At 64.0% G+C, this 16,508-nt stretch carries 13 protein-coding genes and 1 other RNA gene; 13 read left to right on the forward strand and 1 reads right to left on the reverse strand.

Annotation, left to right across the window (positions count from 1 at the left end; translation table 11 throughout):
• Positions 1–17 precede the first annotated feature (17 nt).
• Positions 18–557, forward strand: coding sequence for a hypothetical protein (locus tag EBS11_RS05710; protein WP_290601202.1), 540 nt, complete (start codon positions 18–20; stop codon positions 555–557).
• A gap of 74 nt (positions 558–631) precedes the next feature.
• On the opposite strand, the gene EBS11_RS05715 is transcribed toward EBS11_RS05710, so the two are convergent.
• Positions 632–2,335 carry a thiamine pyrophosphate-binding protein gene (locus tag EBS11_RS05715; RefSeq protein WP_290601204.1) on the reverse strand — a complete coding sequence of 568 codons (1,704 nt, stop codon included), beginning with the start codon at positions 2,333–2,335 and terminating at the stop codon, positions 632–634.
• 242 nt (positions 2,336–2,577) lie between these two features.
• Here EBS11_RS05715 and rnpB point away from each other — a divergent pair.
• The 12 genes from rnpB to murC all read left to right on the forward strand — a co-directional run bounded on the left by rnpB (position 2,578) and on the right by murC (position 16,508).
• Positions 2,578–2,937: RNase P RNA component class A (rnpB, locus tag EBS11_RS05720), an RNA gene on the forward strand.
• Between the two features lie 660 nt (positions 2,938–3,597).
• Complete coding sequence (gene mraZ / locus EBS11_RS05725) at positions 3,598–4,026, forward strand: division/cell wall cluster transcriptional repressor MraZ (protein WP_290601205.1); 429 nt, start codon at positions 3,598–3,600, stop codon at positions 4,024–4,026.
• A gap of 9 nt (positions 4,027–4,035) precedes the next feature.
• A complete protein-coding gene (gene rsmH, locus EBS11_RS05730; protein WP_290601206.1) occupies positions 4,036–5,013 on the forward strand; it encodes a 16S rRNA (cytosine(1402)-N(4))-methyltransferase RsmH in 978 nt (325 codons plus the stop codon).
• Positions 5,010–5,279 carry a cell division protein FtsL gene (ftsL, locus tag EBS11_RS05735; protein WP_010394930.1) on the forward strand — a complete coding sequence of 90 codons (270 nt, stop codon included), beginning with the start codon at positions 5,010–5,012 and terminating at the stop codon, positions 5,277–5,279. The genes rsmH and ftsL overlap by 4 nt, the downstream gene beginning before the upstream one ends.
• The gene (locus EBS11_RS05740) at positions 5,279–7,057 is read left to right on the forward strand and encodes a penicillin-binding protein 2 (RefSeq protein ID WP_290601211.1); all 1,779 of its coding nucleotides are present in this window, start codon (positions 5,279–5,281) and stop codon (positions 7,055–7,057) included. The genes ftsL and EBS11_RS05740 overlap by 1 nt, the downstream gene beginning before the upstream one ends.
• A gap of 8 nt (positions 7,058–7,065) precedes the next feature.
• Positions 7,066–8,580: a UDP-N-acetylmuramoyl-L-alanyl-D-glutamate--2,6-diaminopimelate ligase gene (locus tag EBS11_RS05745; RefSeq protein ID WP_290601212.1), complete on the forward strand. Its 1,515-nt coding sequence runs from the start codon at positions 7,066–7,068 to the stop codon at positions 8,578–8,580.
• 11 nt (positions 8,581–8,591) lie between these two features.
• Positions 8,592–10,022, forward strand: a complete 1,431-nt coding sequence (gene murF, locus EBS11_RS05750) for a UDP-N-acetylmuramoyl-tripeptide--D-alanyl-D-alanine ligase (RefSeq protein WP_290601213.1) — start codon at positions 8,592–8,594, stop codon at positions 10,020–10,022.
• Positions 10,023–10,024: 2 nt separating this feature from the next.
• Entirely contained in the window at positions 10,025–11,200 is a 1,176-nt protein-coding gene (gene mraY, locus EBS11_RS05755; RefSeq protein WP_290601214.1) for a phospho-N-acetylmuramoyl-pentapeptide-transferase, read from the forward strand.
• Entirely contained in the window at positions 11,200–12,792 is a 1,593-nt protein-coding gene (gene murD / locus EBS11_RS05760) for a UDP-N-acetylmuramoyl-L-alanine--D-glutamate ligase (protein WP_290601215.1), read from the forward strand. Before mraY ends, murD begins: the two co-directional genes overlap by 1 nt.
• The gene (ftsW, locus tag EBS11_RS05765) at positions 12,792–14,003 is read left to right on the forward strand and encodes a putative lipid II flippase FtsW (RefSeq protein WP_131376201.1); all 1,212 of its coding nucleotides are present in this window, start codon (positions 12,792–12,794) and stop codon (positions 14,001–14,003) included. The genes murD and ftsW overlap by 1 nt, the downstream gene beginning before the upstream one ends.
• Positions 14,000–15,094: an undecaprenyldiphospho-muramoylpentapeptide beta-N-acetylglucosaminyltransferase gene (murG, locus tag EBS11_RS05770; RefSeq protein WP_290601216.1), complete on the forward strand. Its 1,095-nt coding sequence runs from the start codon at positions 14,000–14,002 to the stop codon at positions 15,092–15,094. Before ftsW ends, murG begins: the two co-directional genes overlap by 4 nt.
• A 10-nt stretch (positions 15,095–15,104) precedes the next feature.
• The gene (gene murC / locus EBS11_RS05775; RefSeq protein WP_131376196.1) at positions 15,105–16,508 is read left to right on the forward strand and encodes a UDP-N-acetylmuramate--L-alanine ligase; all 1,404 of its coding nucleotides are present in this window, start codon (positions 15,105–15,107) and stop codon (positions 16,506–16,508) included.

Raw genomic sequence — 16,508 nt, forward strand, 5'->3', positions numbered from 1 at the left:
TAAAGTAAAGGAATGCCATGAATTCATTGAAATCGCCGCGCCTGGCCGCCATGCTGGCCGCGCTGCTGCTCGCCGGCGCCACGGGTGGCGCCATTGCCGCCGCCAAGGGCAAGAAGCCTGCCGGCCTGGAGCGCTATGGCGTGGCCGTGTACTCGGACCTGTGCCTGCAGAAGGACAGCGGCGAGATCGGCGGCCAGCGCGTGACCCTGCATCGCTTTGCCGAGGCCGATTCCGTCATCTATGAATTCACGGCCGGCGCCCTGAGCTGGCCCATCGTGGCCAACGACGTCAACCTGGATGCGGCCACGGGCGCCTTCGACTTCACCATCGCCGGCGCCGACAACGAAGAGCGCACCATCGTCGGCAAGTTTTCCAAGGATGGGCAGACCCTGACCCTGGAAGGCGATTACTGCGGCGGCAATGTGCGCATGCCCATGAAACTGAGCCGCGTGCGTGACTTTGGCCGCCCCTTGAAGACGTGCACCCCATGTCCGCCCATGCCCGAGGCGCCCGCGCCGCTGCCTGCGCAGGACGGCGCGGAGACGCCCGCCGCGTAGTCAATGTTGTTGTCGTGATATGAAAAAGGCCCGGTATCGACCGGGCCTTTGTATTTTCTCGCCTTGACGCGGGATTACTTTGCCGCCTGCGCTTTTTCCGCCGTCGCGCGGATGGTGGCCAGCGTCGCGTTCGGCGTGATCAGGTTGCCGTCATAGCGCAGCTCGATCAAGGCCGGCAAGTTGTGCGTTTTCGCGTGCGCCAGGGCGCGCTGCAGGGCAGGAGCGAACTCTTGCGTCGCATTCACCACTTCGCCATGGGCGCCATACGCTTGCGCCAGCGCCGCAAAGTCCGGGTTGTGCAGGGTCGTTCCCGACACGCGGCCCGGGTAGTCGCGCTCCTGGTGCATGCGGATGGTGCCGAACATCTGGTTATTGAAGACGATGATGACCACGCCCGCCTGGTATTGCACGGCCGTGGCCAGCTCCTGGCCATTCATCATGTATTCGCCGTCGCCGGCAAAGGTGATCACGGTGCGCTCCGGGTGCACGATCTTCGCCGCCACGCCGGACGGCACGCCGTAGCCCATGGCGCCATTCGTCGGCGCCAGCTGCGTGCGCATGCCGCCGTAGCGGTAGAAGCGGTGCGCCCACGAGGCGTAGTTGCCGGCGCCGTTCGTCAGGATGGTGTCAGGCGGTACCTGCGCCATGATGTCCTGCGTCACCTGCCACAGGTCCAGCGGCGCCTCGCCATCCTGGAAGATGGGCGGCTGCCCCTGGTAGGCGGCCAGCTCGGCCTTGGCGGCGGCCGGCGTGTGTTTCCATGCGGAAGCGTCGACGGGAGCCATGGCGGCCAGCAGCGCGCACGCCTGCGGCATGCCGCTGTTGATCATCAGCTCGGCCTGGTAGACGCTGCCCAGCTCCTCGGCATCCGTGTGGATGTGCACGAGGCGCTGGCGCGGCACGGGCGACTCGAACAGGGTGTAGCCGCCCGTCGTCATTTCGCCCAGGCGCGGACCGATGGCGATGACCAGGTCGGCCTCCTTGACGCGCGCGGCCAGTTTCGGGTTGATGCCGATGCCGACATCGCCGATGTAGTTCGGGTGGGCATTGTCGAGCAAGTCCTGGAAGCGGAAGGCGCAGGCGACGGGCAAGTGGTTGCTTTCCGCGAACTGCTGCAGGTGGGCGCATGCCTGCGGCGTCCAGGTGGTGCCGCCGAGCAACACCAGCGGCTGCTTCGCGGCCGCCAGCATGGCGCGCAGCTGCTGCAGCTGCGCGTCCGATGGCGCCGCCTGCACGGGCCGGTAGGCGCGCGTGTCGGCCACCGTGGCCAGCGAGATGAGCATGTCTTCCGGCAGGGCCAGCACGACGGGGCCGGGGCGGCCGCTGGTGGCCACCTGGAAGGCGCGCGCCAGGTATTCGGGGATGCGCTCGGCGCGGTCGATCTGCGCCACCCACTTGGCCATCTGGCCGTACATGCGGCGGTAGTCGATTTCCTGGAACGCTTCGCGGTCGACGAAATCATTGCCCACCTGGCCGATGAACAAAATCATCGGCGTGGAATCCTGGTAGGCCGTGTGCACGCCGATCGAGGCGTTGGTGGCGCCCGGTCCCCGCGTGACGAAGCAGATGCCCGGCTTGCCGGTCAGCTTGCCGTAGGCTTCGGCCATGAAGGCGGCGCCGCCCTCCTGGCGGTTGATGATGAAGCGGATGCCCGAGTCGTGCAGGGCGTCGAGCACGTCGAGGTAGCTTTCGCCAGGCACGCCAAAGGCGGTGTCGACACCGTGGATCTGCAGGGCATCGACCAGGATCTGGCCGCCGGTACGGGGTTGTTGCGTCATGTTCGGCTCTTTATGTTCTAGTTGAATGGCAAAGAAAAATCGGGCAAACGGAGCGCATGCGCCGCATCGGGATGCGCGCAGCTTGCGTCATTCTATGTGAGCCGATTTGGCCCGGCTTTTGAAATGGCGACACCGAATTACACAATCCCCCGGGCGGGGGGCGGCGAGGGCGTCCGGCACCCGGCACCGCGCCCGCACGGGCCTTTTGCAGAAACATACTGCGGCGCGGTACAATGGCGGGTGAAGCAGGCCAGACAGTCGCTGGCCGGCGCAGCAATGCGCTGGCGGGAGGAAGGTCCGGACTCCATAGAGCGGGGTGACGGTTAACGGCCGTCCGCTGAAAGCCGACCCGGCGTACTTGTATGTCGGGGGAGTATAAGGCGAGGAATAGGGCCACAGAGACGAGCGTATTAAGTTACGGTGAAACGCGGTAACCTCCACCTGGTGCAATTTCAAATAGGCACGCGATGATGCTGCTCGCGGAGCGTGCGGGTAGAAAGCTTGAGCGCCCGAGTAATCTGGCGCCTAGAGGAATGACTGTCATAGCGCCGACCGCAAGGAAGGCGCCGTAACAAAATCCGGCCTACCGGCCTGCTTCACTTGAATTCTAGGCTTCCCGGCTTGCCGGGGAGCGTACCGGCCGCGGCGCTTTCCTGCTGCGCACCGTCCCAAAGCCCCCGCAAAGGGGCTTTTTTTGTTTCTAAAAATATAGCGTTTAAGATAAAGTTGTATATACAACTAAAAATGAACAATTGGTTAAAGTTTCTTGATTCCAATTAATTGCTGCAATGCAAAAAAAATTTTCGCTGGCGATGCCAGGCCCGGAAAATGGCGGCAGCGGCTGCCATCCGCGGTAATTTTTTGCCGAAAACCAAGTGTTTCTTGGGTGTAAATTGCCGTTGTGCTCGCACGACGAAACTATTGTCGTGTGTCAACTAACTGTAAAAAATTCAATTTTTCGATTTCGTCTTTTTCGATGTTTACGGTAGGAAAACACATGTGTGCAGATGAGGTACCACATTCACTATGTTCCATAAGTATCTAATTTATCGATATATTTTTATTTGAGACTCCTTCAACGATATGCGCTAAGTCCTTAATTTCATTAATAAAATTCCTGTTTTGCCAATCGGAAACCGCTTGACCACTATCTTTGCTTACTCTAAAGTGGGCAACTGTGTGAAAAAGTGTATTTTTGTGGGAAATTTCCCCATATCGGCGTGATGCCAAGGCATCGCAACCCAAGCTCAAAAAGGTCTTCCGTGTTTCAAGGCGCGTCCGCAATCAATCTCGATGCCAAAGGCAGGATGTCTATCCCTGCCAAGCACCGTGACGCGCTGGCGATTCAATGCGAAGGCCGCTTGACCCTGACCAAACACCCTGACGGCTGCCTGCTGTTTTTCCCCCGCCCCGTGTGGGAAAGCCACCGCCAGCAAATCGCCACCTGGCCCATGTCGGCGCGCGCCTGGCAGCGCATCTTCCTCGGCAACGCCGTTGACGTGGAACTCGACTCGGCCGGCCGCGTGCTGATCTCGCCCGAATTGCGCAACGCCGTGGGGCTGTCGCGCGAAGTGATGATGATCGGCATGGGCAGCCACTTTGAAATATGGGATGCCGCCAAACTGGCCGAACAAGAACAGCAGGCGATCGATGCCGGCACTCCCGATGTACTTTCCAATTTTTCTTTCTAAGGCTCCGTAATGACACTACTCACGGTGCCGGAATTTCAGCATCGCACGGTGCTGCTTGATGAAGCGGTCGATGCGCTCGACCTGTCGGGCGACCGCGCGCATGGCATTTACGTCGACGGCACGTTTGGCCGCGGCGGGCATAGCCGTCTGATCCTGTCGCGCCTGGCGTCCGATGCGCGCCTGATCGGTTTCGACAAGGACTTGCAGGCCATCGCCACGGCCGAACAGATCGGCGACCCCCGTTTTGAAATTGTCCATGACAGCTTTGCCACCATGACGGCCAGCCTGGCCGACCGCGGCGTGCAGCAGGTGGACGGCATCTTGCTCGACCTGGGCATCTCGTCGCCGCAAGTCGACGACGCGGCGCGCGGTTTCAGCTTCCGCAACGACGGACCGCTGGACATGCGCATGGATACGACGCGCGGCATCTCCGCGGCCGAATGGCTGGCGGTGGAAACCGAGCAGAATTTAGAGAAAGTGATACGCGATTATGGGGAAGAACGGTTTGCTTTTCAGATTGCAAAGGCGATTGTTGCTGGCCGGGCAGTCCAGCCAATTTCAAGCACACGACAGCTTGCCGGCATCGTGGCAGGCGCCGTCAAGACCCGCGAGAAGGGTAAGGACCCCGCTACCCGCACCTTTCAGGCCATACGCATTTTCATTAACAAAGAGCTCGAGGATCTCGAGATCGGCCTGAACCAGGCGTACGCCTGCCTGGCGCCCGGCGCGCGCATGGCCGTGATCAGCTTCCACTCGCTGGAAGACCGCATGGTCAAGCGCTTCTTCGCCTCGAAGGCGAACGTGGAGCAGCCTGACCGCCGTCTGCCGATCCGCGCCGTCGACTTGCCGCAGCCGGAAATGAAGCTGATTGCGAAGATGAAGCCGTCCGATGCCGAGATCGAGGCGAACCCGCGCTCGCGTTCGGCCGTGATGCGCGTGGCGCAGCGTCTGCCGCTGGCTGCCCCTGCATATGGCGGCGCCCGATGACTGGCAAGCTGTGTGTCGTGCTGTCGGCCCTGCTGGTGTGCTGCGGCCTGTCGCTGGTGAACGCGCAGTACCAGTCGCGCCACCTGCTGATCGACCTGGAACGCGCACAGGCGCTGTCGCGCCAGCTCGACATCGACTGGGCGCAGCTGCAGTTGGACCAGTCGACCCTGGGCAAGCATGAACGCATCGAAGCCATCGCACGGCGTGACCTGAGCATGACGCCGCTGACGGCGGCACGTACGCAATACCTGACGGAGGGTGAATAATGAAGTTGGGCGGTAACAGCAACGGCCGGGTGGCAGCATCGAAAGGCGTGCCATTCTCGAAGAACCCCGTACTGGCGGTGCGTCTGCCCGTCTGGCGTTCGCGCGTCGTGCTGTTCCTGCTGTTCTTCGCCTTCGCCGGCCTGGGCGCGCGCGCCCTGTGGCTGCAGGGCGTGTCGACGCAGTTCCTGCAAAAGCAGGGCAAGGCGCGCTATGAGCGCACCCTGGAATTGCCGGCCACGCGCGGCAAGATCACCGACCGCAATGGCCAGGTGCTGGCCTCGTCCGTGCCCGTGAAAGCCATCTGGGCGATTCCGGACGACGTGCTGCAGGCGCCGCCCGAGAAAATCAATGCGCTGGCGGGCCTGCTGGAAATGAACGTCAACGAATTGCGCAAGAAGCTCGATTCGGACCGCAGCTTTGTTTACCTGAAGCGCCAGGTCGAGATGGACGTGGCCGACAAGATTTCCAAACTGGGCATCGACGGCATCGACGAGCGCAAGGAATACAAGCGCTTTTATCCACAGGGCGAAGTGATGACCCACGTGGTGGGCTTTACCAACGTGGAAGACGTGGGCCAGGAAAGCATGGAGCTGGCGCAGCAGAAAACCCTCGTCGGCACCACCGGCAGCCGCCGCGTGATCAAGGACCGCCTGGGCCACATCGTCGAAGACATCGGCTTCATCCACGAACCGCATGACGGCAAGGACCTGACCCTGTCCGTCGACAGCAAGATCCAGTACATCGCCTTCACGCAGCTGAAGGAAGCGGTGGAAAAATTCAATGCCAAGGCCGGCGGCGCCGTCGTGCTCGACGTGCACACGGGCGAAGTGCTGGCCCTGGCCAACTACCCCAGCTACGACCCGAACGACCGCCGCAAGCTCACGGGCCAGCAGCTGCGCAACCGCGTCATGACCGATACCTTCGAACCCGGCTCCACGCTGAAACCGATCACCGTCTCGCTGGCGCTCGACACGGGCCGGGTCAAGCCGACCACCCTGATCGACACGGGACCGGGCCGCTACACCATCGCCGACCGCACGATCACCGACACCAAGCCGCACGGCGTCATCAATGTCTCCGAGATCATCGAAATGTCGTCGAACATCGGCACCTCGAAAATCGCGCTGGGCATGCCGTCGCAGGAAATGTGGGAAATGTTTACCAAGGTGGGCTTCGGCCAGCAGCCGAAATGGGGCTTCCCCGGCGCCGTGGCCGGCCGTGTGCGTCCGTATAAATCGTGGCGCCCGGTGGAGCAGGCGACCATGAGCTACGGTAACGGCATTTCCGTCTCGCTGATCCAGCTGGCGCGCTCGTACATGATGTTCGCGCGCGATGGCGACACGATTCCACTGTCGTTCCAGAAGGTCACGGAACTGCCCGTGGGCCAGCAGGTGATCAAGCCCAAGACGGCCGCCGAAATGCGCGCCATGCTGGAACTGGTGGTCTCCGGCGCGCACGGCTCGGCCAAGCGCGCCCAGGTCGCCGGCTACCGCGTGGGCGGCAAGACGGGTACCGCCTACAAGGTTGAAAACGGCCGCTACGCGATGCCGCGCAAATACATCGGCTCTTTCGTGGGCATGGTGCCGATGTCGGCGCCGCGCTTCATCATTGCCGTGATGATCGATGAACCGACCGGCCCGGCCCACTATGGTGGCCAGGTTGCCGCTCCCGCTTTCGCGGCGATTGCGACCAACGCGCTGCGCGCGATGAACGTACCGCCCGACTCCTCCGTTACAGAAATCGTGGTCCCGGCCAATGCCGGCCCGGAGGCCATGTGAAGTCACTCATGACCATACAAGACATCAGTTTGTGGATCAAAGCGGCTGCCCCGTCCGGGCAGCTGACGTCCGATTCGCGCCGCGTGCAGCGCGGCGACGTGTTTTTCGCCTATGCGGGCGCCACCCATTTCATCGCCGCGGCCATCGAGCAGGGCGCCGCTGCCATCGTGTTCGACGATACCGGCTTTTCCTGGGACGCGGCCTGGAACGTGCCGCACCTGGCCGTCGCCGAGCTGAAACGCCTGGCCGGCCCTGTCGCCCACGCGTTCTACGGCATGCCGGACAGCGCCATGTTCAGCGCCGGCGTGACGGGCACCAACGGCAAGACCTCGTGCGCCCTGTGGCTGGCGCAGGCGCTGGCGCGCCTCGGTGTCACTTCCTCCGTGATCGGCACGCTGGGCGTGGGCCTGTGCCGGCCACGCGGCGGAATCGACTTTGACGTCACTGGCTACACCACGCCCGATGCCGTGCTGCTGGCGCGCAAACTGGCCGCCATGCGCGATGCCGGCGCGCAGGCCGTCGCCATCGAAGTGTCGTCGATCGGCCTGGACCAGGAACGCGCGGCAGGCATGCATTTCGACGTCGCCATGTTTACCAACCTGACGCGCGACCATCTCGATTATCACGGCGACATGGCTGCCTATGAGGCGGCCAAGGTCAAGCTGTTCGACTGGCCCGGCTTGAAAACGGCCGTCATCAACCTGGACGACGCCATGGGCCTGCGCCTGGCGCGCCACGTGGACGGCAAGCTGGCCGGCGAGTATCCCGTCATCGGCTACACCTTGCAGGATGCGGCGGCCTTGCCGGACCTGCCCGGCGTGCTGATGTTGCGCGCCAGCCAGTTCCGCAGCCGCAATGCCGGCACCGACTTCCACCTTGAGTGCCCGCTCGGCGTGGCGCTGGTCAAGACGCAGCTGGTGGGCCACTTCAATATCAGCAATGCGCTGGCCGTACTGGGCGCCTTGCTGGCGCACGGCACCGGCCTGCGCGCCGCCATCGACGGCATCGAATCGCTGCAGCCGGCCCCGGGCCGCATGCAGCAGGTCGGCGGCCAGGAAGCGCCGATGGTCGTCATCGACTACGCGCATACGCCGGACGCGCTGGAAAAGACCCTGAGCGCCTTGCGCCAGGTGGCGCAGGAGCGGGGCGGCGACTTGTGGTGCGTGTTCGGCTGCGGCGGCGACCGCGATCCGGGCAAGCGCCCGCAGATGGGCGCCATCGCGCAGCTGGCCGATCACGTGCTGGTCACCAGCGACAATCCGCGCAGCGAGGATCCGCACGCCATCATCGCGCAGATCGTCGCCGGCATGCGTGCCGACGGCCCGCAGCCGCAGGCCATCGAAGACCGCGCCGCGGCCATCCTGTCGGCCATCAAGCACGCTGCCAAGCCGGACGTGATCCTGTTGGCGGGCAAGGGCCATGAGCCATACCAGGAAATCAAGGGCAAGAAACTGCCGTTCTCGGATGCCGACCATGCGCAGCTGGCCCTGTCCGCGCGCCTGACGATGATGAGGACGAATTGATGGATCGCCTCATGCACGCAACCCTGACGGAACTGATGCCATCGCTGCACGGCGCGCAGCGGACGGGCGACGCCAGTTTTTCCGGCGTATCCACGGACAGCCGCAGCGCCCAAGCCGGTTCGCTGTTCGTCGCCCTGCGCGGCGAGAGCTTCGACGCCCATGACTTCCTCGGCCAGGTGGCCGCCAGCGGCGTCGCCGCCGTGGTGGTCGAGCGCCTGCCTGCCGGCTGGGACAGCGCCAAGGTACCGGCCATCGTGGTGCCCGATAGCCTGGTGGCGCTGGGCCGCATTGCCCATTACTGGCGTAGCCGTTTCAGCCTGCCCGTCATTGGCGTCACCGGCAGCAACGGCAAGACCACCGTCAAGGAGATGATTTCGTCCATCCTGGCAGCGGCCTTTGGCGACGAGGAACGGCTGGCCACGCGCGGCAACCTGAATAATGAAATCGGCGTGCCCCTGACCCTGTTCCGCCTGCACGGGGAACACAAGGCGGCTGTCATCGAGATGGGCATGAACCATCCGGGAGAAATTGCGCGCCTGGCGGCGATTGCCGCACCGACGCTGGCGATGGTCAACAACGCGCAGCGCGAACACCAGGAATTCATGCATACGGTGGAAGCTGTAGCGCGCGAGAACGGCGCCGCGCTGGCTGCCCTGGGAGACGATGGCGTGGCTGTCTTCCCGCACGGCGACGAATTCACGCCCCTGTGGCGCGAACTGGCCGGCGCGCGCACCGTCATCACCTTCGGCTTGTCGAAAGAGGCGGACGTGAGCTGCACGCACCGCGCGGCCGAGGATTTTGGCAGCGACATGTTCGTCAGCGTGCGCGCGCAGGACGGCGGCTTGCGCCAGTTCTTCGTCGGCTTGCAGGCGGCGGGAGAACACAATGTGCGCAATGCGCTGGCAGCGGTGGCATGCACCGTGGGCGCCGGCATCGCCATCGAGCATGTCAAGCAGGGCCTGGAAGCGTTTGCTCCCGTGAATGGCCGCCTGCAGAAAAAGCGCGCCGCCAATGGCGCCACCATCATCGACGACACGTATAACGCCAATCCGGACTCGGCGCGCGCGGCCATCGACGTGCTGGCGCAAGCGGCCGCGCCGCGCATCCTGGTGCTGGGCGAGATGGGTGAAGTCGGTACGCAGGGACAGCAGTTCCACGAAGAGATCGGCGCCTACGCCGCCGCCAAAGGCATTGAATACGTGCTGGCGACGGGCGGCCTGGCGCGCCATCTGGTCAATCCGGCGCAGGCTGCCGCGAGCCAGGAATCAGGCACGGTCGTGGAGTATTTCGAACAGTTCGACGGTTTGCTGGCGGCGCTCGATGCGCGTTTGTCCGGCCGTTCGGATGCAACAGTATTAATCAAGGGCTCCCGCTTCATGAAAATGGAACGGGCCGTGCAGCATTTGATTGGTTCAAACAACAAAAACAAGGAAGCTCACTAATCATGCTGCTCTGGCTCGCTCATTATTTCCAGGACGACATTGGCCCACTGCGGGTCTTTAACTTCATCACTTTCCGCGCCGTCTTCGCCACGTTGACGGCGATTCTGATCGGCCTGTGCGCCGGTCCCGCCGTGATCCGCATGCTCACGCGCATGAAGGTCGGCCAGGCCGTGCGCACGGACGGTCCGCAAACGCACCTGAAAAAACACGGCACCCCCACCATGGGCGGCGTGCTGATCCTGATCGCCATCGGCATTTCCACCTTGCTGTGGGCCGACCTGTCGAACCGCTTCATCTGGCCCGTGCTGATCGTCACGCTGGGCTTTGGCGCAGTCGGCTGGGCCGATGACTACCGCAAGGTGGTGCACCAGGACCCGGAAGGCATGCGTTCGCGCGAAAAATACTTCTGGCAGTCGCTGATCGGCATCGTCGCCGCCTTCTACCTGGCGTTCTCCGTCTCCGTGTCGGAACCGGACGCCGGCCACGTGTGGAACCTGATCTACGCCTGGGTGCAGTCGGGCTTTGCCATGAATCTGCCGCCGAAGGCCGACCTGATCGTCCCGTTCTTCAAGACCATCAGCTATCCGCTGGGCGTATGGGGCTTCATCGCGCTGACCTACTGCGTTATCGTCGGCACCAGCAACGCCGTCAACTTCACGGATGGCCTGGACGGCCTGGCCATCATGCCGACCGTGATGGTGGGCACGGCCCTGGGCCTGTTCGCCTACCTGACGGGCAACGCCACGTATGCGCGCTACCTGTTCATCCCGCACATTCCGGGCGCCGGCGAGCTGGTGATCTTCTGCGGCGCGCTGGCCGGTTCCGGCCTGGCCTTCCTCTGGTATAACACGCATCCCGCCAAGGTCTTCATGGGCGACGTGGGCGCGCTGGCACTGGGCGGCGCACTGGGCACCATCGCCGTCATCGTGCGCCAGGAAATCGTCCTGTTCATCATGGGCGGCATCTTCGTCGTCGAAACGCTGTCCGTGATCATCCAGGTCGTCTGGTTCAAATACACCAAGAAACGCTATGGTGCAGGCCGCCGCGTCTTCCTGATGGCGCCACTGCATCACCATTTTGAACAAAAAGGCTGGAAAGAGACGCAGGTTGTCGTGCGTTTCTGGATCATCACCATGATGCTGGTGCTGCTCGGCCTGACCACCTTGAAGCTGCGCTGATGATGTACCTCAATCAAACCGCACTGGTACTGGGCCTCGGGGAGTCGGGCCTGGCTATGGCCCTGTGGCTGGCACGCGGCGGCGCAGCCGTGCGCGTGGCCGATACGCGGGAAGCGCCCGAGCGCCTGGCGGCCCTGCAGGCCGCCGTGCCGCAGGCGCAGTTCATCGCCGGCGCCTTCACGGCGGATTTGCTCGATGGCGTCGATTTCGTCGCCGTCAGCCCCGGCCTGGCACCGCACCGTGAACTGGCTGCTATCGCGCCGGCCGCCGCCGCGAAAAACATCCCCGTGTGGGGCGAGATCGAACTGTTCGCGCAAGCGCTGGCCGCCTTGAAGGCGGAACGCGGCTATGCGCCGAAAGTCGTCGCCATCACGGGCACTAATGGCAAGACCACCGTCACCAGCCTGGTCGGGCTGCTGTGCGAACGCGCCGGCCTGGCCACGCGCGTGGCCGGCAATATCAGCCCGGCGGCGCTCGACGTGCTGCGCGAAGTGCTGGATGCCGAGCCCGCGCCGCAGCCTGCTGTCGCAGAAGCAGAAGCAGAAGCAGAAGCAGAAGCAGAAGCGGGCGAGGCAGCGGCGGAACCTGTCGCCAGCACCTTGCCGCAGGCGTGGATACTGGAGCTGTCCAGCTTCCAGCTCCACACGACCTTCAGCCTGCAGGCCGATGCGGCCACGGTGCTGAACCTGTCGCAGGACCACCTGGACTGGCATGGCGACATGGCTGCCTACGCTGCCGACAAGGCGCGCATCTTCGGCGACGAGACCGTGCGCATCTTGAACCGCGATGACGCGCTGGTCATGCACATGGCCGATCCGCTGCGCGAGACCGTCACCTTCGGCACGGGCGAACCGGCGGAAGTGGACAGCTTTGGCCTGGTCAATGAACGGGGCATCTTCTGGCTGGCGCAAGCCGTGCCCAGCGAAGAAGTGATCGAGAAGAAGCGCAGGAAGAATGATCCGGCGCCGGAGCCGGTGCCGACGATGGCGAAAAAACTGATGCCGGCCGATGCGCTGAAGATCCGTGGCCAGCACAATGCGGCGAATGCGCTGGCGGCGCTGGCCCTGTGCCGTGCCATCGGCCTGCCGTTTGCGCCGCTGCTGCATGGCTTGCGCGAATACCAGGGCGAGCCGCACCGGGTGGAACTGATCACCGCCGTCAACGACGTCGAGTATTACGACGACAGCAAGGGCACGAATGTGGGCGCGACCGTCGCGGCCCTGTCCGGCCTGGGCAAGGCCTTCGGCGGCGCCGAGCAGCGCCTGGTGCTGATCGCCGGCGGCGATGGCAAGGGGCAGGACTTCTCGCCGCTGGCCGAACCCGTGTCGCGCTACGTGCGTGCCGTGGTACTGATCGGCCGCGATGCGCCGGCCTTGCGCGCCGCGCTCGAGCCGTCCGGCGTCGACATTCTCGACTGCGCCACCTTGCCGGAAGCCGTCAAGCGCACCAGTAGCCTGGCGCTGGCCGGTGACGCGGTGCTGCTGTCGCCCGCGTGCGCCAGCATGGACATGTTCAAGAACTATGCGCATCGGGCGCAGGTGTTTGTCGACGCCGTGCGCGACATCGCCCTGGAAAACGGACAGGATATCTGATGGCCTTCCAACTGCCATTCCGCTTCGGTTCCGGCTCGGCTGCCAAGCCGCTGGACGGCCGCGCGCGGCAGTCGAAGATGATGGAATACGACCAGCCGCTGGTGTGGGTGGTGCTGCTGCTTATGTTGCTGGGCATGGTGATGGTGTACTCGGCGTCGATTTCGCTGTCGGACGCACGCAAGTTCGCCGCCTACACGAACAATTATTTTGTCGTACGCCAGGCGCTGTTCATCGGCGTGTCGATCATCGTCGGGGCGATGGTGTTCCGCATCCGCATCGCCACCTGGCAAAAGATCGCCCCGTGGCTGTTCATCGGCACCCTGGTGCTGCTGGTGATGGTGCTGATACCGGGCCTGGGCGTGTCCGTCAACGGCGGGCGCCGCTGGCTGAACCTGCCGGGCCTGCGTCCGCAGCCGTCCGAGCTGATGAAGGTGGTGATGGTGCTGTACGCGGCCGACTACACGGTGCGCAAGCAGGAATACATGCACAAGCTGACCAAGGGCTTCATGCCGATGGCGCTGGCCGTGAGCTTCGTCGGCCTGCTGCTGCTGATGGAGCCTGACCTGGGCGCCTTCGGCGTGATCGTCTGCATCGCCATGGGCATTTTGTTTTTGGGCGGCGTCAACGCCATCTGGTTCGGCGGCATCGGCGCCATGCTGACGGCGATCTTCGTCACCATCATCGCCCTGTCAAAATTCCGCCGCGAGCGGTTTTTTGCGTATCTCGACCCGTGGCAGGAAGACAATGCGCTGAACAAGGCGTACCAGCTGACGCACTCGCTGATCGCCTTCGGGCGCGGCGAACTGTTTGGCGTGGGCCTGGGCGGCAGCGTGGAAAAACTGCATTACCTGCCCGAAGCGCACACGGACTTTTTGCTCGCCGTGATCGGCGAGGAACTGGGCCTGGTGGGCGTGCTGGTCGTGATCGGCCTGTTCTATTGGATCATCAAGCGCGCCTTCGATATCGGCCGTCAGGCGATCGCCATCGACCAGACGTTCGCGGGCCTGACGGCGAAAGGCATCGCCATCTGGATCGGCGTGCAGACCTTCATCAACATGGGCGTAAACCTGGGCCTGCTGCCGACCAAGGGCCTGACCTTGCCCTTGATGAGTTATGGCGGCACGGGCGTACTGATTAACTGTATCGGCCTGGCGATTTTGCTGCGCATCGATTACGAAAACCGGATCCTGATGCGCGGAGGCCGGCTATGACTAATGTAACGACATTGAAACCGACGAAAAGACTGATGATCATGGCGGCCGGTACCGGCGGCCATATTTTCCCTGGCCTGGCGATCGCGCAAACCATGCGCGCGCGCGGCTGGGAAGTGAGCTGGCTGGGCACGACCCACGGCATGGAGCAGGACCTGGTGCCGAAGAGCGGCATTCCCATGGACGCCATTGCATTCTCCGGCATGCGCGGCAAGGGTCTGGCGCACACGGTCAAGGGCGGCTTCAGGATGCTGGCCAGTTTCTTTGCCATCCGCCGCTTCATCGCGCGCCGCAAGCCGGACGTGGTGATGGGCATGGGCGGCTACGTGACCGTGCCGGGCGGCCTGATGGCGCGCCTGAAGGGCGTGCCGCTGGTGCTGGTCAATGCCGACGCCGCGCTGCTGCTGTCGAACAAGACGCTGGTTCCGCTGGCGCAGCAAGTATGCTTCGGCTTTCCCACCGATTTCGGCAGCGCCGCGGGCAAGGCCGTCGTCACGGGCAACCCCGTGCGCGCCGAGATTCTGGCCATGGCGCCGCCGGCCGCGCGCTTTGCTGGCCGCAGCGGGCCGCTGCGCATCCTGGTGGTGGGCGGCAGCCTGGGTGCGAAGGCGCTGAACGACAGTCTGCCAGCCGCGCTGGCCCTGATGCCCGAAGGCGAGCGTCCGCTGGTGACGCACCAGTCGGGCAAGAAGAATATCGACGCCCTGCATGCCGCGTATGCGCAGGCGGGCGTGCAAGCCAATGTGGTCGACTTCATCGACGACATGGCCAAGGCATATACCGAAGCGGACCTGGTGATCTGCCGCGCTGGCGCGATCACCCTGTCGGAGCTGACGGCGGCCGGCGTGGCCAGCGTGCTGGTGCCCCTGGTGGCGTCGACTACCAGCCACCAGCGCGACAACGCGCAGTGGATGGCGAAACAAGGCGCGGCGATTCATTTGCCGCAGACGGAAATGAGTGCGGCGTCGCTGAGCGCCCTGCTGGCATCGCTGAGCCGCGATAGCTGCCAGCGGATGGCGCAGGCGGCACTGGCAGCAGGCAAGCGCGACGCCAATGAGGCGATCGCACACGTATTGGAAAAACTGGCATGAGGTTAGCTCTGTGAAGCATAAAGTAAATAATATCCACTTTGTCGGCATTGGCGGCAGCGGCATGAGCGGCATCGCCGAAGTGCTGGTCAACCTGGGCTACAAGGTGTCGGGCTCCGACCTGGGCAGTAATGCGGCAACGCAGCGCCTGGCGAGCCTGGGCGCGACCGTCATGCTCGGTCACGCGGCGGAAAATATCGGCGACGCCGACGCGGTGGTGACGTCGGGCGCCGTCCCGCAGGACAATCCGGAAGTGGCGGCCGCGCGCGCGCGCAAGATCCCGCTGGTGCCGCGCGCCGTGATGCTCGGTGAACTGATGCGTCTGAAGCGCGGCATCGCCATCGCCGGCACGCATGGCAAGACGACGACGACCAGCCTGGTTGCTTCCGTGCTGGCGCAGGGCGGTCTCGACCCGACTTTCGTCATCGGCGGCCGTTTGACCAGCGCCGGCGCGAACGCCAAGCTGGGTTCGGGCGACTACCTGGTGGCCGAAGCCGATGAATCGGATGCCTCGTTCCTGAACCTGACGCCGATGATCGAAGTGATCACGAATATCGATGCCGATCACATGGACACCTACGAGCACGATTTCGAAAAGCTCAAGCAGGCCTTCGTGCAGTTCACGCACCGCCTGCCGTTCTATGGCCGCGCCATGCTGTGCATCGATGATCCGCACGTGCGTGCCATCATTCCGTCCGTGACCAAGCCGGTCACCACCTACGGTTTCGCGGAAGACGCGCAAGTGCGCGCCATCAATGCGCGCGCCGTGGGCCTGGAAATGCATTTCACCGTGCTGCAGGAAGGCTATCCCGACCTCGACGTGGTGCTGAACCAGCCCGGCATGCACAATGTGCAGAATGCCTGCTCGGCGATTGCCATCGCGCGCGAAATCGGCATCGCCGACAGCGCCACGCAGCAGGGCCTGGCGGAGTTTTCCGGCGTGGGCCGCCGCTTCACGCGCTATGGCGACGTGGCGCTGCCGAATGGTGGCAGCTTCGCCCTGGTCGACGATTTCGGCCACCATCCGGTGGAAACGGAAGTGACTTTGGCTGCCGCGCGCGCCGCCTATCCGGGCCGCCGCCTGGTGCTGGCGTTCCAGCCGCACCGCTACAGCCGCACGCGTGACCTGTTCGAAGACTTCGTCAAGGTGCTGGGCGCGCCCGACGTGCTGCTGCTGTCCGAAGTGTATGCGGCGGGCGAAGCGCCCATCGTCGCCGCCGATGGCCGCGCACTGGCGCATGCGCTGCGCGCGCGCGGCAAGATCGAACCGATTTTCGTCGAATCCATGACCGACATGGCCGACACCATCATGAGCGTGGCGCGCGACGGCGACGTCGTGCTGACCATGGGTGCGGGCTCCATCAGCGGCATCCCGCAACAACTGACTACGTATCAATCCAACACTGTAAAGGCCTGA

It is taken from the genome of Janthinobacterium sp. (assembly GCF_009923995.1).
In the GTDB taxonomy this organism is placed as follows: domain Bacteria; phylum Pseudomonadota; class Gammaproteobacteria; order Burkholderiales; family Burkholderiaceae_D; genus Janthinobacterium.